Genomic DNA, 24,606 nt, shown 5'->3' with positions numbered 1-24,606 from the left:
AGCCCTATGAGCGAGCCAGCCCAGCCGGAGCTGTCCGCCCGCGCGCTGGTCGCCCGGGTGGCGCGCATCTACATGGCGCCGCGCTGGAAGGGCTGGACGGTGGCGATGCTGGCCGCCGTGGTGGTGGCCTGGTGCAGCGCCGAGCTGGTCCGCGTCATCGAGCCGGCCACCAACGACCTCCTGGTGTTCCGCAAGCCCGGCGCCCTCTTGGTCCTGCCCCTCACCATCGCCGCCCTGGCCCTGGCCCGCAGCCTCGCCCAGGTGATCCAGGCCACCCTCGTCAACCGCATCGGCAACGCCGTGGTCGGCGACGTCCAGGTGCAGCTGTTCGGCAAGCTGGTGCGCGCCGACCTCGCCCACCTGCGGGCCCAGCACTCCGGCGCCTTCGTCTCCTCGGTGCTCTACGACGCCGGCCTGATCCGCGAGGCCGCCACCGCCGGGGTGGTGAACTACACCCAGAACCTGCTGATCTTTGTCGGCGCGCTGCTGGTGATGGTGGCCAACGACTGGATGCTGTCGCTGGTGCTGTTGGGCGCCGTGCCCATCGCCGGCGTGATCATGCGGCGGTTCTCCAAGCGCACGACCAAGGCCGCCAAGGGCGCCATGGAGGAGACCTCCGCCCTCTCCTCGGCGATAATGGAGGGGCTGGACGGCGTCCGCGTCGTCAAGATCGAGAACCGCGAGGCCTATGAGGAGGCCCGCGTCGCCGAGGTGGTGAAGCGCCGCCAGAAGCACCTCACCAAGGGCGCCAACGCCCGGGCCCGCGCCGCGCCGGCCACCGAACTGCTGATGACGCTGATCGTGGCGGTGGTGTTCGCCTACGCCGGCTGGCGTTCGACCCAGAACGAGATGAACGCCGGCGCCTTCTTCTCCTTCATCGCGGCCCTGACCATGGCCTCCCAGGCCCTGCGCCAGCTCGCCAACCTGCAGACCGTGTTCGCCGAGGGCATGTCCGCGGCCCGCCGCCTGTTCGCCGCCCTCGACGTGGAGCCGGAGGTGCGCGAGCGGCCCGGCGCCAAGACCCTCGGCCGCGCCGACGGCGACATCCGCTTCGAGGACGTCGGCTTCTCCTACGGCGGAGACGGCCCGCCCGCCCTGGACGGCGTCAGCCTGGAGGCCCGCCGCGGCGAGACCGTGGCCCTGGTCGGCCCCTCGGGCGGCGGCAAGAGCACCATCCTCAACCTGATCCCGCGCTTCTACGACGTCAGCGCCGGCCGGGTCCTGCTGGACGGGACCGACGTGCGCGAAGTGACCCTCGGCTCGCTCCGTGACCAGATCGCCCTCGTCACCCAGGAGCCGTTCCTCTTCGACGACACCATCCGCGCCAACATCGCCTATGCCCGCCCCGAGGCGAGCCTGGCGGAGGTGGCGGCCGCCGCCCGCGCCGCGGCGGCGCACGACTTCATCGCCGCCCTGCCCGAGGGCTACGACAACCTGGTGGGCGAGGCCGGCGCCCGGCTCTCCGGCGGCCAGCGGCAGCGGATCGCCATCGCCCGCGCCTTCCTCAAGGACGCGCCGATCCTCCTCCTCGACGAGGCCACCAGCGCCCTCGACACCGAGAGCGAGGCCCAGGTCCAGGCGGCGCTGAAGCGGCTGATGTCCGGGCGCACCACCATCCTCATCGCCCACCGCCTCTCCACCGTCCGCGGCGCCGACCGGATCTACGTCGTCGACCGCGGCCGCATCGTCGAGACCGGCGACCACGACACCCTCATGCAGCAGCGCGGCCTCTACGCGCGCCTGGCCCGCAGCCAGGACCTGGAGGCGGAGCCGGCGGCTTGAAGGCGTTTCTCCGGAGCGACGGCGTCCAGGGGTTCCTCGGCTGGGTGCTGGGGACCTACCTGCGCCTCTTGCTGCGCACCGTCCGCTGGCGGCACGAGAACCTGGCCTGCGTCGAGCCGGTGCTGGCCGACGATGCGACCGGCGCCATCGCCCTCTTCTGGCACGGCCGCATCCCCCTGTGCCTGGCCACCGCACCGCAGTGGTGGCGCAAGCGCACCCGCTGCCTGGTCTCCCCCTCCGCGGACGGCGAATTCATCGCCCGCGCCCTCGACATGTCCGGCTTCCCCGCCATCCGCGTCTCCTCGGCCAAGAAGGGCGATGCCGCCAAGGCCCGCCAGGCGGTGGCGGCCATCCGCGAAGCCACCGCCTGGGTGAAGGAGGGCGGCGCCCTGGTCGTGACACCCGACGGACCGCGTGGCCCCAACGAGGTGATCGCCGCCGGCTCCCTGCAGATCGCCCGGCGCTCGGGCCAGCCGGTGTTCCTCATGGGCATCGCCGCCAACCCCGCCTGGCAGCTCGCCGGCACCTGGGACAAGGTGATGTTCGCCGCCCCCTTCGGCCGCGGCGCCGTGGTGTGGGAGGGGCCGCTCCACGTCCCCGCCGATGCGGACGAGGCGGTAATCGCCGGGCTGATCGCCGACTGGTCGGCGCGCCTCTCGGCGGCGACCCGCCGTGCGGAAGCGCTGGTGGGACGCCCGCACATTGATCCCCTGCCCGGTCGGTGAGACATAGGCCCGATGGCCGACCCCGCGCACGAGCATCACGACCACGCGCACGATCATGACCACCACGGTCATGACCACGGCCACAGCCACGGCGGCCACCACCATCACGCCCCGGCCAACATGGGCCGCGCCTTCGCCATCGGGGTGATCCTCAACACCGCCTTCGTGGCGGCGGAGGTCGCGGCCGGCCTCTGGACCGGATCCCTGGCCCTGCTGGCCGACGCCGGCCACAACCTCTCCGACGTGCTGTCCCTCCTGCTGGCCTGGGGCGCCACGATCCTCGCCCGGCGCGCGCCGGGCGGCCGGCGTACCTACGGCCTGCGCAAGGGCACCATCCTGGCCTCCCTGGCCAACGCCATCCTGCTGCTGATCGCGGTGGGCGCCATCGTCTCCGAGGCCGTGCGCCGCCTGGGAACCCCGGCCCCCATCGACTCCGACATCGTCATGCTGACGGCCGGCCTGGGCGTCCTGATCAACGGCGCGACGGCGATGCTGTTCATGCGCGGCAGCCACGACGACCTGAACGTCCGCGGCGCCTTCCTGCACATGGCGGCCGACGCGGGCGTCTCGCTGGCCGTGGTGGCCGGCGCCTTCCTCATGGCCCGCACCGGCGTCCTCTGGATCGACCCGGCCCTCAGCCTGATCATCGCGGGGGTCATCGTGCTGGGCACGTGGAGCCTGCTGCGCGACTCCGCCGACCTCGCCCTCGACGCCGCCCCGCGCGGCATCGACGTCGAGGCCGTCCGCCGCTACCTCGCCGGCCTGCCGGGCGTCGAAGGCGTCCACGACCTGCACGTCTGGGCGCTGTCCACCACCGAGACGGCCATGACCGCCCACATCCTGCGCCCCGCCAACAGCGACGGCGACCGCTTCCTCCACCTGGCCTGCGAGGGCCTGGAGGCGCGGTTCAAGATCGGCCACGCCACCCTGCAGGTCGAGACCGACGCGGCCCACGCCTGCCGCCTCGCGCCCGCCGAGGTGGTGTGAAGCGCACCCTCCCGCTGGCCCTCTACGGCGCGGCGACCGGCCTGCTGGAGCCCTTCGCGCCGGCCCTGCTGCGCGGCCGCGCCCGCCGCGGCAAGGAGGACCCGGACCGCCTGGGCGAGCGCCTGGGCCGCCCCGGCGTCCCCCGGCCGGCCGGCCCGCTCGTCTGGCTGCACGGCGTCAGCGTCGGCGAGACCACCTCGCTCCTGCCCCTGGTGGCCGCGCTCAGGGCGCGCCGGCCGGGCCTGACCCTGCTGGTGACCTCCGGCACGGTGACCGCCGCCCGGCTGCTGACGGCCCGCCTGCCGAAGGGCGTGATCCACCAGTTCGCGCCCGTCGACACGCCGGGCGCGGCGCGACGGTTCCTGGATCACTGGCAGCCGGCGCTGGCCGTCTTCGTCGAGAGCGAGATCTGGCCCAACCTGATCCTGGCGGCCAAGGCGCGCGGGACCCGCCTGGCCCTGCTGTCGGCCCGGATGACCGAGGCCAGCGCCACGCGGTGGGCTCGATGGCCCGCATCGGCGCGGGCGCTGATCGGGGCCTTCGACCTGATCCTGCCCCAGGACACGGCCACAGAGGCGCGCATCCGGCGTCTGGGCGGCGTGCCCGGGCCAGGGCTGAACCTCAAGCTGGTGGGCGAGCCCCTGCCCGCCGACGACGCCGAACTGGGCCGGATGCGCGCGGCCATCGCCGGCCGCAAGGTCGTGCTCGCCGCCAGCACCCATCCCGGCGAGGAAGCGCCGATCGCCGAGGCGGTGCGCCGCGCCGCGCCCGAGGCCTTGCTGGTGATCGCCCCTCGCCATCCCGACCGCGGCGCGGACCTGGCCCGCGAGCTGGCCGCCACGCGCCGCAGCGCCGGCGAGGCGCCGGACGGCCCGGTCTACCTCGCCGACACCCTGGGCGAGCTCGGCCTGTTCTTCCGCCTGGCCGAGGTGGTGATCATGGGCGGCGCCTTCGTCCCCGGCGTCGGCGGCCACAACCCGCTGGAGCCCGCCCGGATCGGTCGGCCGATCTTGACCGGGCCGCACGCCTTCAACGCCGCCGACGCCTATGCCGACCTGTTCGCGCACGCGGCCGCGATCGAGGCTGGGGACATGGCCGCCCTGGAGCGCCACGTCCGTGGGCTGCTGGCCTATCCCACCATCGCCCGGCGGATGGGCGAGGCCGCCCTCGCCTACGCCCGCCGCCAGGGCGCGGCGCTGGACCAGGCCCTGGCCCAGCTCGAACCGTTGCTGCCCAAATGAAGCTCGCCACGCCCCGCTGGTGGTATAGCCGCGACGGCAAGGCCGGCGCCGTAGCGCGTCTGCTGCTGTGGCCGCTGTCGCTGGTCTGGACGGCCGCGACGGCCCGGCGGATCGCCCGCGGCCGCCCGGTCGATCCCGGCGTCCCGGTCATCTGCGTCGGCAACCTCACCGTGGGCGGCACCGGCAAGACCCCGATCGTCCGCGAGATCGCCCGAGGCCTCGGCGGCGCGGTGCTGTCCCGCGGCTACGGCGGCGCACTGGCCGGCCCGGTCCTGGTCGACCCCGCCCGCCACACTGCCGCCGACGTCGGGGACGAGCCCCTGATGCTGGCCCAGGATCTGCCCGTGTGGGTCGCCCGCGACCGCGCCGCCGGCGCCCTGGCCGCCGCTCGCGCCGGCGCAAAGGTCATTGTCATGGACGACGGCCACCAGAACCCATCGGTGCGGAAGACCCTGTCGCTCGTCGTGATCGACGGCGAGACGCGGAACGGCGAGTGGCCCTTCGGCGACGGCCGGGTGTTCCCGGCCGGCCCGATGCGCGAGCCCCTCAAGGTCGGCCTGGCCCGCGCGGACGCCGCCGTGGTTCTGCTGCCCGGCGATCTGGACGCCCCGGAGCCGGACCTTCTCGCGGCCCTCGCCGCCGTCCCGATCCTGGTGGCCCGCCTCGCGCCCGCGGCGCCGCCGCCCGCCGGCCCGCAGGTCGGCTTCGCCGGCGTCGGCAAGCCCTGGAAGGTGGAGCGCGCGCTGCAGGCCACCGGCTGCGACCTGAGGGACTTCTGGCCGTTCCCCGACCACCACGCCTACGACGAGGCCACCCTGCGCCGGCTCGCGGACCGCGCCGCCCAGTTCGGCGCCGGCCTGGTCACCACCGAGAAGGACTGGGCCCGCCTGCCCGCCGCCTGGCGGGGCCGGATCACGCCTTGGCCTGTCCGCGCCGTCTTCCAGGATGAGCCGGCGCTGAACGCCCTGCTCGGCCGGCCACGCTGACGCGCCGCGCGCGGATGCGACCGGATGTGTCGTAACGGTCGCCTATATCCTCGAGCATGCAGAGCTCGCCGCCGCCCAGGCCCTTCTTCCGTCCCCTACTTGGCTCCGGCCTTCTGGGCGTAGGCCCAGCTCATCTGGGCCAGGCTCTGAACGCGGGGCGCCATGTTGGCGGCGTCCGGGTGGTTGGCCGTGCCGTCGCGCACCCGGCCCAGGATCCCCTGCAGGATGCCCACCAGCCGGAAGGCGTTGTAGGCGAAGAACCAGTTCAGGTCGTGGAGGCCGGAGCGGCCGGTCAGGCTGCAGTAGTACTCCACCGCCTCGTCCAGGGTCGGCAGGCCGTGCGCCTTCAGATCCGGGATCGTCGAGATCGTCCCGTTGATCCAGTTCATCAGGACATAGGTGAAGTCGGCCAGCGGCTCGCCCAGGGTGCCGAGCTCCCAGTCCAGCACGGCCACCACGCGCGGCTCGGTGGCGTGGAAGATCATGTTGTCGAGGCGGTAGTCGCCGTGGACGATCGAGGTCCGCTCCTGAGCGGGCACGGTCTTGGGCAGCCACTCGATGAGCCGTTCCACCTCGGGGATGTGGACCGTCTCGGAGGCCTTGTACTGCTTGGTCCAGCGGTCGACCTGGCGCGACATGTAGTTGCCCGGCTTGCCGTAGTCCTCAAGCCCCACTTTCACGTAGTCGGTGTTGTGCAGGTCGGCGAGGGTCTTGATCTTGGCCTTGAAGATGGCGTTGCGCTCGGCAGGCTCATAGGCCGGCAGGCTCTGGTCCCACAGGATTCGGCCCTCGACCATGTCCATGACGTAGAACCAGGTGCCGATCACGCCGTCGTCGGTGCAGAGGCCATAGGGCCGCGCCACCGGGAAGCCCGTGGGATAGAGCGCCGAGATCACCCGGAACTCCCGATCGACGGCGTGTGCGGAGGGCAGCAGCTTGCCCGGCGGCTTGCGGCGCAGGACGTATTTCTTCCCCGGCGTGATCAGCTGGTAGGTCGGGTTCGACTGGCCGCCCTTGAACTGGCGGACCTCCAGGGGACCTGCGTAGCCCTCCACGTTCGCCTTCATCCAGGCTTCGAGGGCGGCTTCGTCGAAGCGGTGGCTCTCGGCCACCTCCTTCGTACCCGTGTTGGCCTGTTCCCGGGCCTGCTCGGCGGCGACGTCGGCGGTCACGGACATGGGCGTTCCCCTTGGGCTCTTACAGTTGTTTGAACCCTTTTAGCGAGGCGTCCCCTACGGGAGCAAGGCGCGAGCATCGATGCTTGACGCGCCCGCATGCGGCCCTCAGAGCCGAAGCATGGTGGAAGACGTCCAGTCGATCATCGAGATCGCCGCGCCGCGCGAGCGGGTTTGGCAGGCGCTCACGGACCCGGCCCAGGTCGCCCTCTGGATGGGGTGCCTCCGCTTCCGGCCCGAAGTGGGCCACATCTTCTATCTCCAGCCCAGCCGCGAGCGCCGCGCGCTCGGCGATGTGGAAGGCGCCATCGCGTGCCGGATCGAGATCCTGGACGCCCCGCGGCGGCTCAGCTTCTCGTGGGGGTTTCCGGACACGCCGGACACCTTCGTGGACATCCGGCTGCGGAACATTCCCGGCGGCGCCCATGTGCGGCTGGTCCACACCGGCTGGGACCAGTTCGACGACTACGAGACCGAGGACGTCCGCGGCGGATTGGGCCACGCCTGGCACGCCGTCGCCCTCCCGCGGCTGCGCGCTGTGGCCGAGGCCTGACCAGCGGCGTTGCGGCCGCCATCGCGACGCCGCACACTCGCCTCCGAGAAGCGGGGGCTGGTATCCATGGCGTTCACTCGGCGGGCGTTCGGCGCCGGTCTCATGGCTGCGCCGCTGTTGGGGCCCGCCAGCCTGGCCGCGCCGCCGAAGGGCCAGACGGCCTACGGTGACTTCGGCCTCGACCTCGCCGCCATGGACCCGGCCGTGGCGCCCGGCGACGACTTCTACCGCCACGCGAACGGCGCCTGGATCAGGTCGGCGATGATCCCCCAGGACCGCGCCATCTGGGGCGCCAACGCGCAGATCAACGACACCACCCAGGCGCGCTCGCGGGCGATCATGGAGAGCGCCGGCGCGCTCGGCACGGCGAATGGCCGCAAGATCGCCGACTACTACGGCGCCTGGATCGACGCGGCGCGCCTGGAGCGGCTCGGGACCGGCCCGCTGAAACCCGAACTCGCCCGGCTCGCGGCGATCGCCGCGCCGGCCGACCTCGCCCGCGAGCTGGCGCTCCTGTCCTGGGCGGCGCTGCCCAATCCCAACGGCGCCTCGCCCCTGCCCCAGAGCCCGGTCACCTCGGGAGTGGGCATCGATATCATGCGCCCGGACCGCTACATCGCCGGCCTGACCCAGGGCGGTATCGGCCTGCCCGACCGCGACTACTATTTCGTCGACAGGCCCGCGAACCTGAAGGTCCGGCAGGCGTACCAGGCGCACCTGGCCCGGCTGTTCGCCCTGGCCGGCTTCGACGACGCCGAGGGCCGCGCAGCCCGCGTCTACGCCCTCGAGGAGCGGATTGCCCGGGGACACCGGACGCGCGTGGCCAACCGGGAGGCCGAGAAGCGCTACAACGCCTTCACGCGGGCGGACTTCGCCGCCCAGGCGCCCGGCCTCGATTGGGACGCCTATCTGAAGGCCGCGGGCCTGGAAGCCCAGCCGATCCTGATCGTCAACCAGCCGGAAGCGATCGCCGCCGCGGCCGCCGCGGCCAACGAGGTCCCGTTGGACGACTGGCGCGATTACCTGTCGGTCCGCGCCATCCGCAACTTCGCACCCGTGGGGCCGCGCGCCTTCCGCGAAGAGGACTTCGCCTACACGCGGGCGCTGACGGGCACGCCCGAGATGCCGGCCCTATGGAAGACGGCGGTGATCCAGACCGACCGCGCCCTGGGCCACGCCGTCGGCGAGATCTACCTCCAGCGGCACTTCCCGGCGTCCTCGCGGGCCCAGATCGCGGAGATGACCCGGAACCTGAAGCGCGCCATGGCGGTGCGGATCGAACGGCTCGACTGGATGACGGCGCCCACTAAGGGGCGCGCCCTGGCCAAGCTGCAGCGATTGCGCATCGAGATCGGCGGCCAGCAGCCGTTGCGCGACTATTCCGGTCTGCAGGTCACGGCCGGCGACGGCTTCGGCAACCTCCTACGCGCCCAGTCCTTCGAGCGCGCGCGGATGCTTGGGAAACTGGGCCGGCTGGTCGACCGCAGCGAGTGGTCGATGAACCCGCAGTCCGTGAACGCCGTGTCGAACGCCGCGCTGGTGAAGGTGATGTTCCCGGCCGGCTACCTGCAGCCCCCGAACTTCGACCCGAACGCCGACCCGGCCGTGAATTACGGCGCCATCGGGCGGGTGATCGGGCACGAGATCAGCCACCAGTTCGACGACCAGGGCGCCAAGTTCGACGAGACGGGGGCGCTCAACAACTGGTGGTCGGCCGAGGACCTGGCGAAATTCCGGACCGTCGGCGCGGGCCTGGTTGCGCAGTACAGCCAGTACGAGCCGCTACCCGGCCTGCACATCAACGGCCTGCTGACCGTGGGCGAGAACATCGGCGATCTCGCGGGCCTGGCGCTGGCTTACGATGCTTACCGCGCCTCGCTGCGCGGCAAGCCGGCGCCGGTGCTGGCCGGGCTGACCGGAGACCAGCGGTTCTTCCTGTCCTTCGCCCAGGTCCTGCGTTCGGTGCAGCGGGAGGACGCCCTGCGGCAGCAGATCCTGACTGATCCCCACGCGCCGAACGAATGGCGGGCCGCGCAGGTGCGAAACCTCGACGCCTGGTATGCGGCGTTCGACGTGAAACCGGAGCAGAAGGCTTACCTGCCGCCCGACCGCAGGATCCAGGTCTGGTGACCTACAGGGCGCGCCAGCCGATGTCGCGCCGGCAGAAGCCATCCGGGAAGTCGATGGCGTCGACGGCGGCGTAGGCCTTGTCGCGTGCGGTGCGCAGGTCCGGCCCTCGGGCGCAGACGTTGAGCACCCGCCCGCCCGCCGCGCGCAGTGTTCCGGCCGCGTCGCGTGTCGTGCCCGCGTGGAGCACGACGATGTCGGCGCCGAAGTCGGCGTCGGCGCGCCGGATCTCTCCGCCCTTGGCGGGAGCGTCGGGGTAGCCCTTCGCCGCAAGCACCACGCAGACCGCTGACTCGTCGCGCCAGACCGGGGGCGGCATGCTGGCCAGGGTCCCCGCGGCGCAGGCGACGAGATAGGGGACCAGATCGCTCTCGAGCCGCAGCATCAGGACCTGGCACTCGGGATCGCCGAAGCGGACGTTGAACTCCACCAGCTTTGGCCCGTGCCGCGTGGCCATCAGCTCGACGAACAGCACGCCGCGATAGGGGGCGCCGTCGGCCGCGATCCCGGCGAAGGCCGGCTCCACCAGCCGCTGGCGCACCTGCTTCACCAGTTCCGGCGTGAAAACCGGGGCGGGCGAATAGGTCCCCATGCCGCCGGTGTTCGGGCCCTGCTCGCCATCGAAGGCGCGCTTGTGGTCCTGGGCCCAGCCGAAGATCATCGAGTCCTTGCCGTCGCACAGGGCGAACAGCGAACCGATCTCGCCGTCCAGGAACTCCTCGATCACGACGCGCGCGCCGGCTTCGCCGAAACGGCCGCCGAAAGCGTCGTCGATGGCCGCCTCGGCCTCCGCCCGCTCGGCCGCGATCACCACGCCCTTGCCGGCCGCAAGGCCGTCGGCCTTGATCACATAGGGCGGCTCGAACCGGTCCAGCGCCGCCTTCGCGGCCGGCGCGTTCTCGCAGACCGCATAGGCCGAGGTGGGCAGCCCGTAGCGTTCGCAGAACGCCTTGGTGAAGGCCTTGGAGGACTCCAGTTGTCCGGCCTGCGCGCTGGGCCCGAAGCAGGGTATGGCGGCCGCCGCAAGAGCGTCGGCCAGACCCGCCACCACCGCCGACTCCGGTCCGATCACCACCAGATCGGCCGCGATCTCGCGGGCTAGCGCCACAAGCCCTTCGACATCGGTGGCCGCCACATCGCGCAGCTCGCACTGTGCGGACATGCCCGGATTGCCCGGCGCGGCCACCAGCCGCGTGACCAGCGGCGAGGCGGCGATCTTCCACGCCAGCGCATGCTCGCGCCCGCCGGAGCCCACAAGGAGGATGTTCATGGCAGGCGGCTTTGCCGTGGCGGCTCTCTTTGGTCAAGCCGGCAGGCTGACAGCTCCTCCGTACCACGTTATGCGAATGGCGGCGCAAAGTCGCACCCCCGCGTCCCAAACGTCCGATATGATACGAATGCCGTTGGCCTAACGACGGGAGACGGGATGGCCGATCCGAACACCGACAGTGCGGAGCGGGCGCTCGAACGCCAGGCCGAGCGAGCGCGCGAGGTGGAGCACAGGGTGAAGAACACCCTGCAGCTGATCTCATCCATCGTCCTGCTTCAGGGGCGGCGCGCGGCCGACGAAGCGGCGCGACAGGCGCTGAAGGCGGTGCAGCAGCGCGTGGCCGCGGTCAGCGTCGCGCACCGGCATGTCACCTGGACCGACGAGGCCGAACAGGTCGAGGTCGCCGCCCTTGTGCGCGAGATCGTGGGCGACCTGGCGGGCTCCGCCGGCCGCGAGGGCGTCGATATCGACCTGGACCTGGATGCGGTCACGATCCCCGGCCGGCAGGGCGCCCCCGTGGCGCTGCTGGTCAGCGAGATGGTCGGCAATGCGCTGCGCCATGCCTTTCCGAATTGCCGCCAGGGGCGGGTCAAGGTGGCGGTGCGCCGGACGGCCACAGGGTTCGACCTTACGGTTTCCGATGACGGCGTCGGAATGACGCCGGGGGCGCCGCCCACAGGTTTCGGCCTCACCGTCGTCCAGCTCATGGCGCAGCAGCTTCGTGGCCGCCTCGACACCTCCGCCGCGCAACCCGGGCTGCGCCTTTCCGTTAGCGTGCCCATGGACACCAACGCTTCGCGGGCCTGAGGCCCATGACCCTCATCGCCGACGTCATCGGCACGGGCGCCGCCCTGTGTTCGATGACCAGCTTCGTGCCGCAGATCGCCAAGATCCGGCGCGAACGCGACGCCTCGTCGGTGTCGCTCAAGATGTATGCCGTGACCGTCACCGGTTTCTCGCTCTGGATCGCCTACGGCCTGCTCATCGGCAGCTGGCCGGTGGCCGGATCGAACATGGTGTGCCTGGCGCTGTCGGGCACGATCCTGGTGCTGAAATGGCGATACGGATCGGGCGGCGGGCTAGCCACGGGCAAGCCGGGGCCGTAAGTGCTTCGCGGGCATGGAGGCCTGCAAGGTAACGGCATGACGGATCGGTTGGCGGCGGCGCAGACGGCGTTGAATGCGGGACGCGCGGACGAGGCGATTCAGCAACTGATCGCGGCCATCGCCGAAGACCCGGCCCGTCCGGCGTCAGTCTATCGTGTCCTTGCGGCCCAGCTCTACACCGCGCGCCGCTACGCCGAGGGCGAGGCGATTGCGGCGCAGGGCCTGGAGCGGTCCCCCCGCGACTACGAACTCCTGAACATACGCGGCGTCCTGCTGCGCAAACTCAGGCGGGAGGCTGAGGCCCTGCGCGTGCTCGAGCAGGCCGTGAAGCTGGATTCCAAGCGCCTCTCGGCCCAGCAGAACATGGGCAACGTTCTGCTGGACCTGAACCAGGGTCAGCGCGCGGAAGCCGTCTTCTCCAAGCTCGTCCGGCTGGACCCCCGCAATGCCGAATACCTGCGGCAGCTCGGCCGGTCACTGATGAAGCAGGGCAAGGTGGAGCCTGGCATCTCCCGCTTCCGCCAGGCCACGGCGATCCGGCGCAACTACATCGACGCCTGGCTCGATCTGGCGGGCACGCTGACCGAGGAGTTCCGCCTGCCCGAGGCGCTGGACGCCCTGGGCAAGGCCATCGCCGCCAACCCGGGCGAGCATCGGCTGCTGGAAGCCAAGGCCATGGTGCTGCGGCGGTCCGGCGACAGCGCGGGCTCCGAAGCCTTCCTGAGGAGCCTTCTGCCGGCCAATCCGCAGGCCGCCTGGCTTCACTACCAACTGGGCCTGCTCGTCGCCGACCGCGACCGCGCGGAAGGCAATGCCTATCTGGAGAAGGCGGTCGACCTCGATCCCCAGAAGATGGACTACGCGATCGCCTACATCGAAAGCCTGGAGCGGACGCGCACCGGCGACGAAGGCGACAACATCGAACGCGCCTACCGGCGCGCACTTCCCCTGCTCTCGCGGCCGCTCGAATTCAACGAGACCGCGACGAAGGTCCTGACGGAGGTGTTCATCCGCGTCTGCGACTACGACGCGCTGGACCAGGTCGGCGACTTCCGGACCCTCGGCCGCGGCTGGGCCCAGAGCGGCCGCCACACGGCGCTGCTCAAGCAGATCGCGCGGGTGAACACCGACGCCGACCGCCTGGAGCTGATGGAACAGCACCGGATCTGGGGCCGCGAGGTCGAGGCCATGGCGGCCCGCCGCACCATCAAGCGCCCGCCCCCAAGGCCTCCGGGCGGCAAGATCCGGCTCGGCTTTATGTCGTCGGACCTGCGTCAGCACCCGGTGGGCTACTTCGCCATGCCGCTGTTCGAGTATCTGGACAACGAGCGGTTCGAGGTCTTCGTCTACTCCTACTACACGGGCCCGGAAGACGACGCCCAGCGCTACATCACCGAGCGGATCGCGGGCTACCGCTGGTGGCCGGACATCGGGATCGGCCAGGCGGCCGAGCGCATCGCCGCCGATCAGCTCGACATGCTGATCGACCTTGGCGGCACGACCCACATGAACAAGCTGGAGGTCATGGCGTACAAGCCGGCGCGGCTCCAGGCGAGCTGGCTGGGCTATCCGCACTCGGCGGGGCTGTCGAACATCGACTACTTCATCTGCGACGCGCACAACCTGCCCACACGGCCGGAACTGCTGCTCGAAAAGCCGCTGCTGATGCCGAAGAGCTGGATCGCGTTGGGCACCCGCTTCTTCGAGAACCGCGCGCCGATCGCCGAGGCGCCGGAGCTCAAGAACGGCTTCATCACCTACGGCACCGCGAACAACCCGCACAAATATACCCGGGAGATGCTGCGGGCCTGGGCGAGGGTGGTGGCCGCGACCCCGAACTCCCGTTTCGCCTTCATCCGCCCGGAAGGCGGCGGCGCGACCTTCCGCAACAACATCGTCAAGGAATTCGCCGCCGAGGGGGTGTCGGAAGACCGCGTCGTCTTCCACGTCATCCGCGGCGCGCACCTGCCCTACTACAACGAGGTCGACATCACCCTCGACACCTTCCCACTGACGGGCGGCACCACCACCACGGAAGCCTTATGGATGGGCGTTCCGGTGGTGAGCCTGGTGGGACCTGCGTTCTACGAGCGGCTGAGCCAGTCGATCCTGATCAACAGCGGCGCGCCGGAGCTGGCGACGAGCGATCCGGACGAATTCGTGAAGATCGCGGTGGATCTTGCCAACGACCGGGACCGCCGCCAGACGCTGCGGCAGACGCTGCGGGACAACATGCGCAACGGCCCGCTCGGCCAGCGCGAGCAGTTCGCGCGGGACTTCTACGACATGATCGCCAAGGCGGTGCGGGGCTAGCGGCGGAAATACTCGTCGAGCAGATCGGGGGCTCCCGGGCGCAGCGTGAGCTGGCCGCCTTCGCCGTTGAAGGCGACCTGCCCCTTCGGCACGTGGCGGTTCACCACGCGGGCGCCCTGACTGACAACCGCCCCGTCTTCCACGACGGATCGGCCGATCACGCAGGAATTGGGGTAGATCACCACACCCTCGCCGATGACCGGAATGTCGGCCTTGTGCCGGCCGACGGTGGAGTTCTGGTAGAGCACCAGGAAGTTTCCATAGGTCGCCTTGGCCAGGACGATGCCGACGCTGTGGCCGATGTAGAACACCGGCGGCATGGCGATCTCATAGAACAGGTCGATGCCGTTGAAGGCCTTGTTCATCAGGAACAGGCGGGTCGGCGCGGCCGTGTCGCCGCTCTCCTTCCAGATCGTGTGGGAGAGAAAGTACAGGAAGATGCAGTGCTGCGATGACTGCAGCACGTTGAACTGGTCCGGCCGCCAGGGCGCGCAGGCGTTGATGCAGACGTGCATCCGCTCCAGCGCCTGGTCGAGGTGGGCGTCGGCCAGCTTCCGGAACTGGGCCTCGCGGCCATCCGGCACGACGTGGGCGCACTGCGCGGTGAGGTAGCCGAGCAGGCTCTCACGAGTGTGGTCGACGAGCTTCAAGCCTTCAGTCCTTCGAGGTAGGCGCGGACCACATCCTTCACCGGCCGGGCGCGGACGCCAAGCTCGGCCAGCCGGGCCGCCGAGGCGTTGGGCGGCGGCGGCGGGTCAGCCTCGCTGGTAAAGCGCACCGACCAGCCCAACTCTTGGAAGACCTGGGCGATCTGCGCATTGGAGACGATCTCGCCGCTGGCCAGGTTATAGATGCCGGACCGATCGGCAATGGCGACCAGCGCATCGACCGTATCGTCGAGGTGGATGTAGTCGCGGCGGATGTGCGGACTGGACTCCAGCGTCAGGTCGCGGCTCTGCGGCGCCTGGGCGAGCCATTCGGACAGGAAGCCGGGCGAGCCCTGCATCCAGTCGTAGACGTTGGCGAGCCGGGCCACCACGCCGCGTCCGCCGGTCCGCGTCAGGGTCAGATTCTCGCCCAGCGCCTTGGACAGGTCATACACCCGGCGCGGATCGGCGGGATCGAACACTAACGGCGTGGCCTCGTCGACCTCCGGCTGGTGCGCGCCGTCGTAGAGGCGTGTGGACGAGCAGTAGACGATCCGCTCGAAATGGCCGGCGCGCAGGATCTCGTTCAGCAGGCTGGCATGGGCTTCGACCGTGTCGAACGGTCGGCGGTCGTAGTCGGCGGTCAGGCCGGCGCAGTAGTAGACGGTTCCCAGATCGCGGGTGAGCAGCGTCGGGTCGCCCCGCGCCGGGGTCCAGGGCGCCTCGCCGGCGGCGGCCAGGCGCGCGGCCAGCCGGCGGCCCACGAAGCCCTGGGCGCCCAGGACCGTGACGGTCATGTCCCGCGTTCGCCGATGCGCCGCGCCGGGACCCCGCCGTAGATGGCGTAGGCTTCCACCTCGCCGCGCACGACCGCGCCAGCGGCGATCACGGCGCCCTTGCGGATGGTCACGCCGTCCAGCAGGACCACGCCGGACCCCAGCCAGACGTCGTCCTCGATGACGATACCGCCCTTCGAAGGCTGGAAGCCCTGATCCTTGATCATGCGGTCGCGGTCGGCGATCGCGTGGTTGGTGGGCGCGAGCGTGCAGTTGGCGGCGATCGCCACGCCCTGCCCGATCCTCACGCCGTTGCCGGTATAGATGACCGTGCCGGAATTGATCGCGGTGTCGGCGCCGATGACGACGTCGCCCGAGCCACCGGCCGGCTTGATCTTCACGAAGCTGTCGATCATCACGCGCGGCCCGATCTCGATGAGCGTGCCGCGCACGGACTCCTCGATGTCGGCCATCGGCGAAATGCGGGCCGTGGGGTCGATCCTAAGCATCTTGGTCAGGATAGGCGGCGTCGGCGGGCGACATCAACGCGGGCGCGGCCGGCCAAGCGATTCCGAACGCCGGATCGTCCCAGCGTACGCCCGCCGCGTGCCCCGGCCGGTATGCTGGCGCGATCTGGTAGAGCACGTCGGTGTCCGGCTCCAGCGTCAGGAAGCCGTGGGCGACGCCCTCCGGGATGAACAGCGCCACGAGGTTCTCGGCGGACAGCTCCGCGGCGGTCCAGCGGCGGTAGGTCGGGCTGGCGGGCCGCAGGTCGACCGCGACGTCGAACGCCCGGCCGCGGGTCACCCGCACCAGCTTGGTCTCGCCATAGGGCGCCGGCTGGTAGTGCATCCCGCGCAGCGTGTGGATGTGCGGATTGCGCGAGAGGCTGGTCTGGACCGGCTCGAACGGAATACCGGCGGCGGCGAACGCCTCCGGACAGTGCGTGCGCGCGAAGAGGCCGCGCTCGTCGCTATGCGGCTGGGCCTCGACGCGGACGACGCCCGCGATCTCCGTGGGCGTAAAACGCATCAGTCGAGGATCCGCGTGACCGGTGAGGCCACCACGAAGCGACCGCCCCAGTCGGCGATGAAGGCGAGCTGGCGCACGATCTCGTCCTTCAGGTTCCAGGGCAGGATCAGCACATAGTCGGGCCGCGAGGCCTTCACCGCGTCCGGCGCACGGATCGGCACGTGGCTGCCGGGAAGGTAGCGGCCCTGCTTGGCCGGATTGGCGTCGTAGGCCTCCAGAATCTGGTCCGATGTCACGCCGCAGTAGTTCAGGAAGGTGTTGCCCTTGGCCGCCGCGCCGTAGGCGGCGATCACCTTGCCCTCGTCCTTCGCCGTTGCCAGGAAGGCCAGGAAGCTGTCGCGGACGGCCTCCACCCGGGCGGTGAACCCATCGTAGGTCTCGGCGCGGTTGAGGCCCGCCGCCGCCTCCGCGGCGCGCACGGCGCGCAGGCCGTCGGTCTCCTCGAACCCCGCGGCGTGGTGGCAGCAGAAGAGGCGCAGCGAGCCACCATGGGTTGGCAGTTGCTCGACGTCGAACACTCGCAGGCCGTGGGCGGCGAGCACCTGCTCCACCGCCAGCAGCGACAGGTACGAATAGTGCTCGTGGTAGATCGTATCGAACTGCACCAGCTCGATCAGGTTCAGGAGGTGCGGAAACTCGAACGTCAGCACGCCCGTCGGCTTCAGCACCTCCGGGAAGCCCGCCACGAAGGCGTTCAGGTCGGGCACGTGGGCCAGGACGTTGTTGGCGGCCATCAGGTCGGCGCGGTCGCCGCGGGCGGCCAGGTTGCGGCCGGTCTCGGCGTTGAAGAACACCACGTCCGTGCGCACGCCGATGGCGCGGGCGGCCTCGGCGGTGTTGGCGGTCGGCTCGATCCCGAGGACCGGGACGTCCTTGGCCAGGAAGTGCTTCAGCAGATAGCCGTCGTTGCTGGCCACCTCGATCACCAGCGACTCCGGCCCCAGGCCGAAGCGCTCGACCATCGCCTCGGCGTAGCGACGGGCATGCTCCACCCAGCCGGGGGAGAATGACGAGAAATAGGCGTACCCCTCGTCGAAGATCGCTTCGGCGGGCACCTCGTGGTCGGCCTGCACCAGGAAGCAGGCGTCGCAGACCATGGTGTTCAGCGGGAACACGGGCTCGTTCCCCGCCGCGAGCTGGTCGGCCGTCAGGTAGCTGTTGGCCAGCGGTTGGTGGCCCAGATCCAGAAAGGTGCGGGTCAGCGGCGAGCGGCAGAAGCGGCAGAGATTCATGGCCGGCCTTCGTAGCCCTCGATCTGCTCCAGGCACAAGGCGAGCGCATCTTCGCCCCCGGCCTGGCGGCGATACCAGTCCATGGTCAGGGCGACCGCCTCGGGCGCATCGATCCGGCTTTCGAAGCCCAGGGCCGTCCGCGCCAGCGTCGCATCGATGGCGAGCGTCTTGGCCTCGAGCGACCCCGGATCCGGCTCGTGGCGCCACGGCTGGCCGCCCAGCGCCTGCACCCCCAGGGTGGCGAGTTCGCCCACGCTGACCTCCGGGCCGCCGGGGCGGGGACCGAAGTTCACCGCGCGGGGCGTATCGGGATCGGTGGCCAGCGCCTCGGCCAGGCGGAAATAGCCGGCCAGGCAGTCCAGCACGTGCTGCCAAGGCCGCGTGGCCTCGGGGTGGCGCAGGATGACGGGCTCACCGCCGCGCGCCGCGCGGACGATGTCGGCCACCAGCCGATCGCGGGAGAAGTCACCGCCGCCGATCACATTGCCGCCCCGCGCCGTGCCCACCGGGACGGACTGGAAATAGCTCTTGGCGAAGCTCTGGACGACGATCTCGGTGGCGGCCTTGGACGCGGAATAGGGATCCTTGCCGCCCAGGTTGTCGCTCTCGACAAAGGCGCGGCCCGCGTCGTTGTTGGCGTAGACCTTGTCCGAGGTAATCGCCAGGACGGCCTGCAACGTTTCCTGCCGACGCAGCGCCTGCAGCAGGTGGGCCGTGCCCATGACGTTGGTCTGGAACGTCCCGATAGGGTCCTCGACCGAAGCCCGCACGATAGGCTGGGCTGCCATGTGCAGCACGATGTCGAACGGGTGACCGCCGAGGGCGGCGGACACCGCCCCCGGGTTGCGCAGGTCGACGAACCGCGAGGTGATACGCCGCTCTACACCGGCCAGGGCGAACAGGGCGGGAGTCTGATCCGGCGGCAGGGCGAGGCCCGTCACCTCCGCGCCCAACCGGCTGAGCCAGATCGCCGCCCAGGAGCCCTTGAAGCCAGTATGGCCGGTCAGCAGAACGCGCTTGCCGGACCAGAACGATGGGGTCACCGCCGCCACGGCGCCTCGCCGGACGCCCACAGCGCCTCGAGGTGGTTCTTGTCGCGGAGGGTGTCCATGGCCGCCCAGAAGCCGTCATGCCGGTAGGCCATCAGCTGGCCGTCCGCCGCCAGGCCTTCCAGGGGCTGCTGTTCCCAGACCGTCGCGTCGCCATCGATGCGGTCGACCACCTTGGGATCCAGCACGAAGAAGCCGCCGTTGATCAGGCCGTTGTCACCGGGCGGTTTCTCCACGAAACGCTGAACCTGCCCCGCCTCGATCTCCAGCGCCCCGTAGCGTCCCGGTGGCGCCACGGCGGTGATCGTCGCGTCCTTGCCATGCTGGCGGTGGAAATCGGCGAGCGCGCGCAGATCCACGTCCGACACGCCATCGCCATAGGTGAGGAAGAAGGGCTCGCCCGGCGTGAGGTACGGCGCCACCCGCTTCAGCCGGCCGCCGGTCATGGTCGCCTCGCCGGTCTCCACCAGCGTCACGCGCCACGGTTCGTGATTCGTCGCGTGGTACTCGATCGCGCCCTTGGCCAGGTCCACGGTCAGGTCGGCGTTGTGAAGCACGTAGTTGGCGAAGTACTCCTTCACCACATAGCCCTTGTAGCCCAGGCACACGACGAACTCGTTGAAGCCATAGTGCGAGTAGAGCTTCATGATGTGCCAGAGGATCGGGCGGCCGCCGATCTCGATCATCGGCTTGGGCTTCAGGTGACTCTCTTCCGAGATGCGCGTGCCGAGCCCACCCGCCAGGATTACCGTCTTCATGCCCTGCCTTTTCGCGCGGCGCCCGCGCCTCGAAGGTCGTCTTAACGGGTAAGTCGACGATTTCGAAGCCGCTTGCGTGGAACGCCGCGGCGGGAGATGGGAGGCCATGGCCCACGCGCCCCTCGTCAACTTCGTGATCGCCGGCGTCCAGAAGGGCGGAACGACGGCGCTGTTCGACTACCTTGGGGACTATCCCGACATCGCCCTGGCCCAGTTCAAGGAACTGCACTTCTTCGACGACGACCGGCGCGACTGGGGCCGGCCGGACTATGCCGACTACCACGCCCGTTTTCCGGAGCCGGCCGGCCGGCCGTGCGGCGAGGCGACGCCGATCTATGTCTACTGGCCGAACTGCCTGGAGCGGATCGCCGCCTACAACCCCGCCATGAAGCTGATCGTCGTCCTGCGCGACCCCATCCAGCGGGCGTGGTCGCACTGGAGGATGGAATATGCCCGGGGCGTGGAGACCCACCCCTTCGCCCGGTGCATCCGCGAAGGTCGCCAGCGGCTGTTCGATTCTGAACCATGGGGGCATCACCGCGAGTACTCCTATGTGGAGCGCGGCTTCTACGGCGAGCAGCTGGAGCGGCTGTACGCTCTGTTTCCGCGGCCGCAGGTGCTGGTGCTGACATCGGACCACCTGCGCGCCGATCCTGCCGTGGCGCTGGCGAAGGTACGGGGGTTCCTGGGCCTTTCGCCGGGCCGCTCGCCCGCACCGCGCGAGGTGCATGTAGGCCGCGAGATGGACTATCCATCGGAGCTCACCGCCGACGACATCGACCACCTGCGCCAGGTTTATGCCGCGGACGCGGACCGGCTGGCCGCCCTCACCGGCCTGCGTTTTCAGCTAGAGCCATGGTTTCGCCGCCAGGGGCCGCCAGGCTGAGGGGCATGAAGCGCATCGTCCTCGCCTCACTCGCCGCCCTCGGCGCGTCCGCGATCCTGGTCCCCGCGGCGACCGGGGCCCAAGGCCAGCCCTCGCTCTCGTTTCCCCTCACGTGCGAGCTGGGTCGCACCTGCGAAATCCAGCACTATGTGGACCGCGATCCCGGACCGGGGACGCGCGACTACCGGTGCGGCCTGCAGACGTACGACAAGCACACGGGCGTCGACATCCGCCTGCCCGACATGGCCGCCCAGCGCCGCGGCGTCGCCGTCCTGGCGGCTGCCCCGGGACGCGTGACCCGGCTCCGGGACGGCGTGGCGGACATTTCCGTGCGGGCCCCCGGGGCGCCTTCCGTCGCCAACCAGGAATGCGGCAATGGCGTCGTGGTGGATCATGGGAATGGGTGGGAGACCCAGTACTGTCATATGGCGAAGGGCAGTATCGTGGTGAAGCAAGGCGATACGGTTGTGGCCGGCACACCGCTCGGGCGCGTCGGCCTTTCGGGAAACACCGAGTTCCCGCACCTGCACCTCACGGTGCGCCACGCCGGCCAGATCGTGGACCCGTTCGCGCCCGACATGACGCGGCCCCAGGCCTGCGGCGCCCAGGCCGGCCTCTGGAGCGCGGCCGCGCGCGCCAAGATGAGCTACCGGCCTGGCCTGGTGCTCAATGGCGGCTTCACCAACGCGGCGATCACCATGGAGCAGCTGGAGGCGGGGGGGCTGAGCCCGGTGACCGCCGACGCTCCGCTGATGGTCGCCTACTTCCGTGCAATCTCGCTGTTGCCGGGCGACGCCGTGGAGGTCGACCTGACGGGGCCGGACGGGGTCAGCCTCGCCCGCACCCGCGGACAACCCATGCAACGCTGGCGCGCCCAGGACATGACCTACGTCGGCAAGCGCCGTCCGCCCGGCGGCTGGGTGCGCGGCGTCTATGTGGCCGAATGCAAGGTCTGGCGAGGCGGCAAGGTGGCCGAGAGCCGCAAGGTGGAACTGCGCCTCTGACCACGTGACACCCAGCGAGCGTGACCTTAGGACTGCCCGCATGGAGTCGATCTTCAACGAGGGCGTGGCCCACCAGAAGGCGGGCCGGCTCGAGGAAGCGGAAGCCTGCTACCGGCAAGTCATCGCCTGGAATCCGGTTTGGGTGCTGGGCAACCTGGGCGTGATCCTGCGGATCACCGGGCGCCTGGACGAGGCCGAAGCGGTGCTGCGCGAGTCGCTGGCCATCGATCCCACCCACGCTCAGACGCGGCACACCCTGGGCATGACCCTGCTGCAGCTCGGCAAGTACGCAGAGGGCTGGGCCCTCTACGAAGCGCGGCACGAGTTGCTGTACCGACCGACCGCGCCGCTCACGGAATGGCGCGGCGAGTCCCTGCGCGGCAAGCGGATCCTGGTGGTCGCTGAACAGGGCCTCGGAGACCAGATCCTGTTCTCCCGCTTCATCCCGTTGGTGGCGCAACAGGCGGCCGAGGTGCGCCTCGCGGTGGCGCGCCCCCTGGTCGGGCTTCTGAGCCAGCTGCCCGCCGAGGTCTTCAATCCGCCGAACCTCAATGGCGAGACGGCGGACGTCTGGGCCTCCATGGGATCGGTGCCCCGGTGGCTGGGGGCGGGCCCGGACGATGCGCCGGCGCCGACGCTGACCGCGCCGCCGGCCGCGCGGCGCGAGGGCGTCGGGCTGATGCTGCAGGGGGGCGATCGCAATCCAAATCCCCACCGGGTCCCAAATCCCGTGATCGCGCGGGCCATCCGGGGGCTCCGGACCTTCGCACCGCTTGAGCCTGAGGTGACGGGGGCCAAGGGTTTCGCCGACACGGCCGCGCTGATCGCGGGCCTCGAGCGGGTGGTCAGCGTCGATACGTCCGTGGCCCACCTCGCCGGCTCGCTCGGAGCGCCTTGCCTCGTGCTGATGTCCCGGCCTGCCGTGGACTGGTACGCAAACTGGAAGGATGACCGCACGCCCTGGTATCCGTCGATGCGCTTCATCAGACAGCGCGCGCCGGGGGACTGGGCCGGGGTGATCGCCGATCTTGCCAAGGCGTTGCAGGAGCCCGCTGGGGCGTCGGGCGCCGAGTTGAACCACTCGTGATCCGCCTGAAGCTTCCCGCCCCCCAAGCTTTGCGCTAGGTCTTGCAGGTCAGCCAAGCTCTCCATGGCTGTGTCGCTTTGGCCGGGCCGCGGATCCCTAGATTCCGCGTCCCGGCCGCTTGCGTTTCTGGCGTTGGCTGTGCCGCACCGGTGGTCAGCCGCGGGCCGTGATCTCGACGACGTCGTGGCGCGCCAGCCATACGAGCGCCCGCTCCACGAAGTTGCGGCGCGGTGGTGGGAAGAGGTCGCGCAGAACAGACACGGGCGTAACGCCGTGAGCTGCCAGATGGGCGATCACCGCGGTGAGTTCCTCGGGTCTGGGTGGATTGACGCGGCTGTAGTTGGCGAGGGCGGAGCCGAAGCGGGCGCCTGCCGCGGCCTCGCTCATGCCGGGTCGCAGGGCGACGAGGTCGCCGTGCGCGAGATGGCGCGACGGATAGCCGGCGAAGAGGGTGAAGGGGTCCGGCGCATAGGGATTGACCCTCGTCTGGCTCGGCTCGGCGAGGGCAGCCAGCCGCGCGGCCTGTTCCGCCCAGAGCGCCTGATACTGAGGAACGATGGCCGACCAATCGAAGACCTCCCGGGCGCGCATCTGCGCCTGCTCGCCCATTCGGCGCCGAAGGTCTGCGTCATTCACCAGGGCCACGATGGCGGCCTCGGCGGCGCGAAGATCCACCGCCGTGAACTGGGCGACGGCGCCGACGTAGTTGTCGTAGGCTAGCCAAGCGTTGGCATAGAGATAGCCCAGGTCGCCGCCCATGTTGGGCCGGGGGGCGAGGGTTGGGACCCGGAAGCCGTCGACGCCATCCCGCACGGTGTCCTTGTAGCCGTCCCAGTCGCTGACGACCGACGGAAGGCCTGCGGCCATGGCCTCCACCGGCGTCAGACCGAAGGTCTCCTGGATGTTGTCGGAGAAGCTGATGAAGAAGTCGGCGACGGACCAGATCGTGAAACGAACGTCCGCCTGACGGCCGTCGACCTGGTGATAAGTCACCGAAGGGCAAAGCTTGGCCGTTTCCCGGTGAAAGATCTCGCCCGCGGCCTCGGTTTCGGCCCAGCCCGAGTTCACCCAATGGATGGGCCGCCCGCTGGCGACGGCGGCGCGTTCCAGCGCCATGGCCATCAGGGCCGGGTTCATCTTGGCCTTGATGTTGAAGCGCCCGACATAGAGCGCGACGATCGCGTCGGGCGGAATGCCCAGGCGCTCGCGCCAGGCTTGGCGATGCTCGGCCGAGACCTGGAAGTCGGCGGCGTTGACCCCGAGAGGGATCGTCACCCGCTGCGGTTCCGGGCGCCGGCGGGCGCCGTATTCGCGCCCGAGATACTCGCGCATCATCCCAAGCTGCGCGTCGACTGCGGCCCGCACGGCGTTGGAGGTGCAGATCAGGGCGTCGTGGCCATCCACGGGGGCCACCAGCAGATCGCCGACGATCTTCATGACCACCCGTGTCGCGGTGGTGTGCGTGACGCCGCAGAGGGCGTAGCGGACGCCCACCATGTGACGCAGCCAGGCTTCGGCCGGCAGGTCGGGCGTCGGGATGTAGAGGACCCCGGGATCGGCGAGGTCGTTGCGGTTGCGCTGGGGGATCCAGCGCACGGGACGGGCAGGCGGCTCGATACGGGCGATCAGGGCGTCGAGCTCTTCCGTAGGACGCGCGCCGACGTTCCAGAAATCGAACCGATCGACATCGGCGTGGCGAAGAAACCCGCGCAGGAAGCTCTCGCCTGCGGAATGCCGTCCCAACAGGCGCTTCCCCGAGGTGTCGTAGCCGTCGGTGTGGAAGTAGATCGCCGCGTTCGCCATGGGTTGCGGGTCTTAGCGTGGCACGGGGCGCACGCAAAGAAAAAGGGCCGCCCCGAGGGGCGGCCCT

Annotated in this window: 23 protein-coding genes; 13 read left to right on the top strand and 10 right to left on the bottom strand. The window is 70.4% G+C overall.

Annotation, left to right across the window (positions count from 1 at the left end):
* Positions 1-6: 6 nt before the first annotated feature.
* From A2790_RS11840 to lpxK, 5 genes are read left to right on the top strand one after another with little or no spacing between them, the layout of a single operon-like run.
* On the top strand, positions 7-1,782 hold the full coding sequence (locus A2790_RS11840) for an ABC transporter transmembrane domain-containing protein (RefSeq protein WP_293391660.1): 1,776 nt from the start codon (positions 7-9) through the stop codon (positions 1,780-1,782).
* Entirely contained in the window at positions 1,779-2,507 is a 729-nt protein-coding gene (locus A2790_RS11835) for a lysophospholipid acyltransferase family protein (protein WP_293391657.1), read from the top strand. Before A2790_RS11840 ends, A2790_RS11835 begins: the two co-directional genes overlap by 4 nt.
* A 12-nt stretch (positions 2,508-2,519) precedes the next feature.
* Complete coding sequence (locus A2790_RS11830) at positions 2,520-3,494, top strand: cation diffusion facilitator family transporter (RefSeq protein ID WP_293391654.1); 975 nt, start codon at positions 2,520-2,522, stop codon at positions 3,492-3,494.
* A complete protein-coding gene (locus A2790_RS11825; protein WP_293391650.1) occupies positions 3,491-4,735 on the top strand; it encodes a 3-deoxy-D-manno-octulosonic acid transferase in 1,245 nt (414 codons plus the stop codon). The genes A2790_RS11830 and A2790_RS11825 overlap by 4 nt, the downstream gene beginning before the upstream one ends.
* The gene (gene lpxK / locus A2790_RS11820; RefSeq protein WP_293391647.1) at positions 4,732-5,721 is read left to right on the top strand and encodes a tetraacyldisaccharide 4'-kinase; all 990 of its coding nucleotides are present in this window, start codon (positions 4,732-4,734) and stop codon (positions 5,719-5,721) included. Before A2790_RS11825 ends, lpxK begins: the two co-directional genes overlap by 4 nt.
* A 95-nt stretch (positions 5,722-5,816) precedes the next feature.
* Here the strand turns inward: lpxK and A2790_RS11815 are convergent, their stop codons facing one another.
* Positions 5,817-6,899 (bottom strand): phosphotransferase family protein, encoded by a 1,083-nt coding sequence (locus tag A2790_RS11815; protein ID WP_293391644.1) that lies wholly within the window; start codon positions 6,897-6,899, stop codon positions 5,817-5,819.
* A 118-nt stretch (positions 6,900-7,017) separates the two neighbouring features.
* On the opposite strand from A2790_RS11815, the gene A2790_RS11810 reads away from it, so the two are divergent.
* Complete coding sequence (locus A2790_RS11810) at positions 7,018-7,449, top strand: SRPBCC domain-containing protein (RefSeq protein WP_293391641.1); 432 nt, start codon at positions 7,018-7,020, stop codon at positions 7,447-7,449.
* Between the two features lie 66 nt (positions 7,450-7,515).
* The gene (locus A2790_RS11805; RefSeq protein ID WP_293391638.1) at positions 7,516-9,579 is read left to right on the top strand and encodes a M13 family metallopeptidase; all 2,064 of its coding nucleotides are present in this window, start codon (positions 7,516-7,518) and stop codon (positions 9,577-9,579) included.
* A 1-nt stretch (position 9,580) separates the two neighbouring features.
* On the opposite strand, the gene purD is transcribed toward A2790_RS11805, so the two are convergent.
* The gene (gene purD / locus A2790_RS11800) at positions 9,581-10,846 is read right to left on the bottom strand and encodes a phosphoribosylamine--glycine ligase (RefSeq protein WP_293391635.1); all 1,266 of its coding nucleotides are present in this window, start codon (positions 10,844-10,846) and stop codon (positions 9,581-9,583) included.
* Positions 10,847-11,002: 156 nt separating this feature from the next.
* On the opposite strand from purD, the gene A2790_RS11795 reads away from it, so the two are divergent.
* From A2790_RS11795 to A2790_RS11785, 3 genes are read left to right on the top strand one after another with little or no spacing between them, the layout of a single operon-like run.
* Positions 11,003-11,653 carry a sensor histidine kinase gene (locus tag A2790_RS11795; protein ID WP_293391632.1) on the top strand — a complete coding sequence of 217 codons (651 nt, stop codon included), beginning with the start codon at positions 11,003-11,005 and terminating at the stop codon, positions 11,651-11,653.
* A 5-nt stretch (positions 11,654-11,658) separates the two neighbouring features.
* On the top strand, positions 11,659-11,952 hold the full coding sequence (locus A2790_RS11790) for a SemiSWEET transporter (RefSeq protein ID WP_293391629.1): 294 nt from the start codon (positions 11,659-11,661) through the stop codon (positions 11,950-11,952).
* Positions 11,953-11,988: 36 nt separating this feature from the next.
* Positions 11,989-14,265 (top strand): tetratricopeptide repeat protein, encoded by a 2,277-nt coding sequence (locus A2790_RS11785; RefSeq protein WP_293391626.1) that lies wholly within the window; start codon positions 11,989-11,991, stop codon positions 14,263-14,265.
* Here the strand turns inward: A2790_RS11785 and A2790_RS11780 are convergent.
* Genes A2790_RS11780 through rfbF form a run of 7 tightly spaced genes read right to left on the bottom strand, consistent with a single transcriptional unit; the run spans position 14,262 to position 19,759 of the window.
* Positions 14,262-14,915: a hypothetical protein gene (locus tag A2790_RS11780; protein ID WP_293391623.1), complete on the bottom strand. Its 654-nt coding sequence runs from the start codon at positions 14,913-14,915 to the stop codon at positions 14,262-14,264. The genes A2790_RS11785 and A2790_RS11780 overlap by 4 nt on opposite strands.
* Entirely contained in the window at positions 14,912-15,709 is a 798-nt protein-coding gene (locus A2790_RS11775; protein WP_293391620.1) for an SDR family oxidoreductase, read from the bottom strand. The genes A2790_RS11780 and A2790_RS11775 overlap by 4 nt, the downstream gene beginning before the upstream one ends.
* Positions 15,706-16,197 (bottom strand): DapH/DapD/GlmU-related protein, encoded by a 492-nt coding sequence (locus A2790_RS11770; protein ID WP_293391617.1) that lies wholly within the window; start codon positions 16,195-16,197, stop codon positions 15,706-15,708. The genes A2790_RS11775 and A2790_RS11770 overlap by 4 nt, the downstream gene beginning before the upstream one ends.
* Entirely contained in the window at positions 16,190-16,720 is a 531-nt protein-coding gene (locus tag A2790_RS11765) for a dTDP-4-dehydrorhamnose 3,5-epimerase family protein (protein WP_293391614.1), read from the bottom strand. Before A2790_RS11765 ends, A2790_RS11770 begins: the two co-directional genes overlap by 8 nt.
* The gene (locus A2790_RS11760) at positions 16,720-17,952 is read right to left on the bottom strand and encodes a class I SAM-dependent methyltransferase (RefSeq protein ID WP_293391611.1); all 1,233 of its coding nucleotides are present in this window, start codon (positions 17,950-17,952) and stop codon (positions 16,720-16,722) included. The genes A2790_RS11765 and A2790_RS11760 overlap by 1 nt, the downstream gene beginning before the upstream one ends.
* Positions 17,949-19,004, bottom strand: a complete 1,056-nt coding sequence (rfbG, locus tag A2790_RS11755) for a CDP-glucose 4,6-dehydratase (protein WP_293391608.1) — start codon at positions 19,002-19,004, stop codon at positions 17,949-17,951. Before rfbG ends, A2790_RS11760 begins: the two co-directional genes overlap by 4 nt.
* Positions 18,992-19,759, bottom strand: a complete 768-nt coding sequence (gene rfbF, locus A2790_RS11750; protein ID WP_293391605.1) for a glucose-1-phosphate cytidylyltransferase — start codon at positions 19,757-19,759, stop codon at positions 18,992-18,994. Before rfbF ends, rfbG begins: the two co-directional genes overlap by 13 nt.
* Positions 19,760-19,865: 106 nt before the next feature.
* Here rfbF and A2790_RS11745 point away from each other — a divergent pair, with 106 nt between their 5' ends.
* Genes A2790_RS11745 through A2790_RS11735 form a run of 3 tightly spaced genes read left to right on the top strand, consistent with a single transcriptional unit; the run spans position 19,866 to position 22,736 of the window.
* Complete coding sequence (locus A2790_RS11745) at positions 19,866-20,645, top strand: sulfotransferase domain-containing protein (RefSeq protein ID WP_293391602.1); 780 nt, start codon at positions 19,866-19,868, stop codon at positions 20,643-20,645.
* Positions 20,646-20,650: 5 nt separating this feature from the next.
* Positions 20,651-21,649: a M23 family metallopeptidase gene (locus A2790_RS11740; RefSeq protein WP_293391599.1), complete on the top strand. Its 999-nt coding sequence runs from the start codon at positions 20,651-20,653 to the stop codon at positions 21,647-21,649.
* Between the two features lie 40 nt (positions 21,650-21,689).
* Positions 21,690-22,736 (top strand): tetratricopeptide repeat protein, encoded by a 1,047-nt coding sequence (locus tag A2790_RS11735; RefSeq protein WP_293391596.1) that lies wholly within the window; start codon positions 21,690-21,692, stop codon positions 22,734-22,736.
* A gap of 153 nt (positions 22,737-22,889) precedes the next feature.
* Here the strand turns inward: A2790_RS11735 and A2790_RS11730 are convergent, their stop codons facing one another.
* Positions 22,890-24,539, bottom strand: a complete 1,650-nt coding sequence (locus A2790_RS11730) for a glycosyltransferase family 4 protein (protein WP_293391593.1) — start codon at positions 24,537-24,539, stop codon at positions 22,890-22,892.
* Between the last annotated feature and the right edge of the window lie 67 nt (positions 24,540-24,606).

The organism is Phenylobacterium sp. RIFCSPHIGHO2_01_FULL_69_31, assembly GCF_001824475.1.
Taxonomy (GTDB): domain Bacteria; phylum Pseudomonadota; class Alphaproteobacteria; order Caulobacterales; family Caulobacteraceae; genus Phenylobacterium.
The sequence above is the reverse complement of the archived record's forward strand: the minus strand, read 5'-3'. Positions and strand labels throughout refer to the sequence as shown.

Excerpts from the sequence above, each read along its gene's own strand:
- A2790_RS11815 (WP_293391644.1), bottom strand. The coding sequence starts at position 6,899 with ATGTCCGTGACCGCCGACGTCGCCGCCGAGCAGGCCCGGGAACAGGCC.
- A2790_RS11790 (WP_293391629.1), top strand. The coding sequence starts at position 11,659 with ATGACCCTCATCGCCGACGTCATCGGCACGGGCGCCGCCCTGTGTTCG.
- A2790_RS11735 (WP_293391596.1), top strand. The coding sequence starts at position 21,690 with ATGGAGTCGATCTTCAACGAGGGCGTGGCCCACCAGAAGGCGGGCCGG.
- A2790_RS11760 (WP_293391611.1), bottom strand. The coding sequence starts at position 17,952 with ATGAATCTCTGCCGCTTCTGCCGCTCGCCGCTGACCCGCACCTTTCTG.
- A2790_RS11775 (WP_293391620.1), bottom strand. The coding sequence starts at position 15,709 with ATGACCGTCACGGTCCTGGGCGCCCAGGGCTTCGTGGGCCGCCGGCTG.
- A2790_RS11805 (WP_293391638.1), top strand. The coding sequence starts at position 7,516 with ATGGCGTTCACTCGGCGGGCGTTCGGCGCCGGTCTCATGGCTGCGCCG.
- A2790_RS11810 (WP_293391641.1), top strand. The coding sequence starts at position 7,018 with ATGGTGGAAGACGTCCAGTCGATCATCGAGATCGCCGCGCCGCGCGAG.
- purD (WP_293391635.1), bottom strand. The coding sequence starts at position 10,846 with ATGAACATCCTCCTTGTGGGCTCCGGCGGGCGCGAGCATGCGCTGGCG.
- A2790_RS11840 (WP_293391660.1), top strand. The coding sequence starts at position 7 with ATGAGCGAGCCAGCCCAGCCGGAGCTGTCCGCCCGCGCGCTGGTCGCC.
- A2790_RS11770 (WP_293391617.1), bottom strand. The coding sequence starts at position 16,197 with ATGCTTAGGATCGACCCCACGGCCCGCATTTCGCCGATGGCCGACATC.
- A2790_RS11740 (WP_293391599.1), top strand. The coding sequence starts at position 20,651 with ATGAAGCGCATCGTCCTCGCCTCACTCGCCGCCCTCGGCGCGTCCGCG.
- A2790_RS11730 (WP_293391593.1), bottom strand. The coding sequence starts at position 24,539 with ATGGCGAACGCGGCGATCTACTTCCACACCGACGGCTACGACACCTCG.
- rfbF (WP_293391605.1), bottom strand. The coding sequence starts at position 19,759 with ATGAAGACGGTAATCCTGGCGGGTGGGCTCGGCACGCGCATCTCGGAA.
- A2790_RS11765 (WP_293391614.1), bottom strand. The coding sequence starts at position 16,720 with ATGCGTTTTACGCCCACGGAGATCGCGGGCGTCGTCCGCGTCGAGGCC.
- A2790_RS11795 (WP_293391632.1), top strand. The coding sequence starts at position 11,003 with ATGGCCGATCCGAACACCGACAGTGCGGAGCGGGCGCTCGAACGCCAG.
- lpxK (WP_293391647.1), top strand. The coding sequence starts at position 4,732 with ATGAAGCTCGCCACGCCCCGCTGGTGGTATAGCCGCGACGGCAAGGCC.
- A2790_RS11745 (WP_293391602.1), top strand. The coding sequence starts at position 19,866 with ATGGCCCACGCGCCCCTCGTCAACTTCGTGATCGCCGGCGTCCAGAAG.
- A2790_RS11785 (WP_293391626.1), top strand. The coding sequence starts at position 11,989 with ATGACGGATCGGTTGGCGGCGGCGCAGACGGCGTTGAATGCGGGACGC.
- A2790_RS11830 (WP_293391654.1), top strand. The coding sequence starts at position 2,520 with ATGGCCGACCCCGCGCACGAGCATCACGACCACGCGCACGATCATGAC.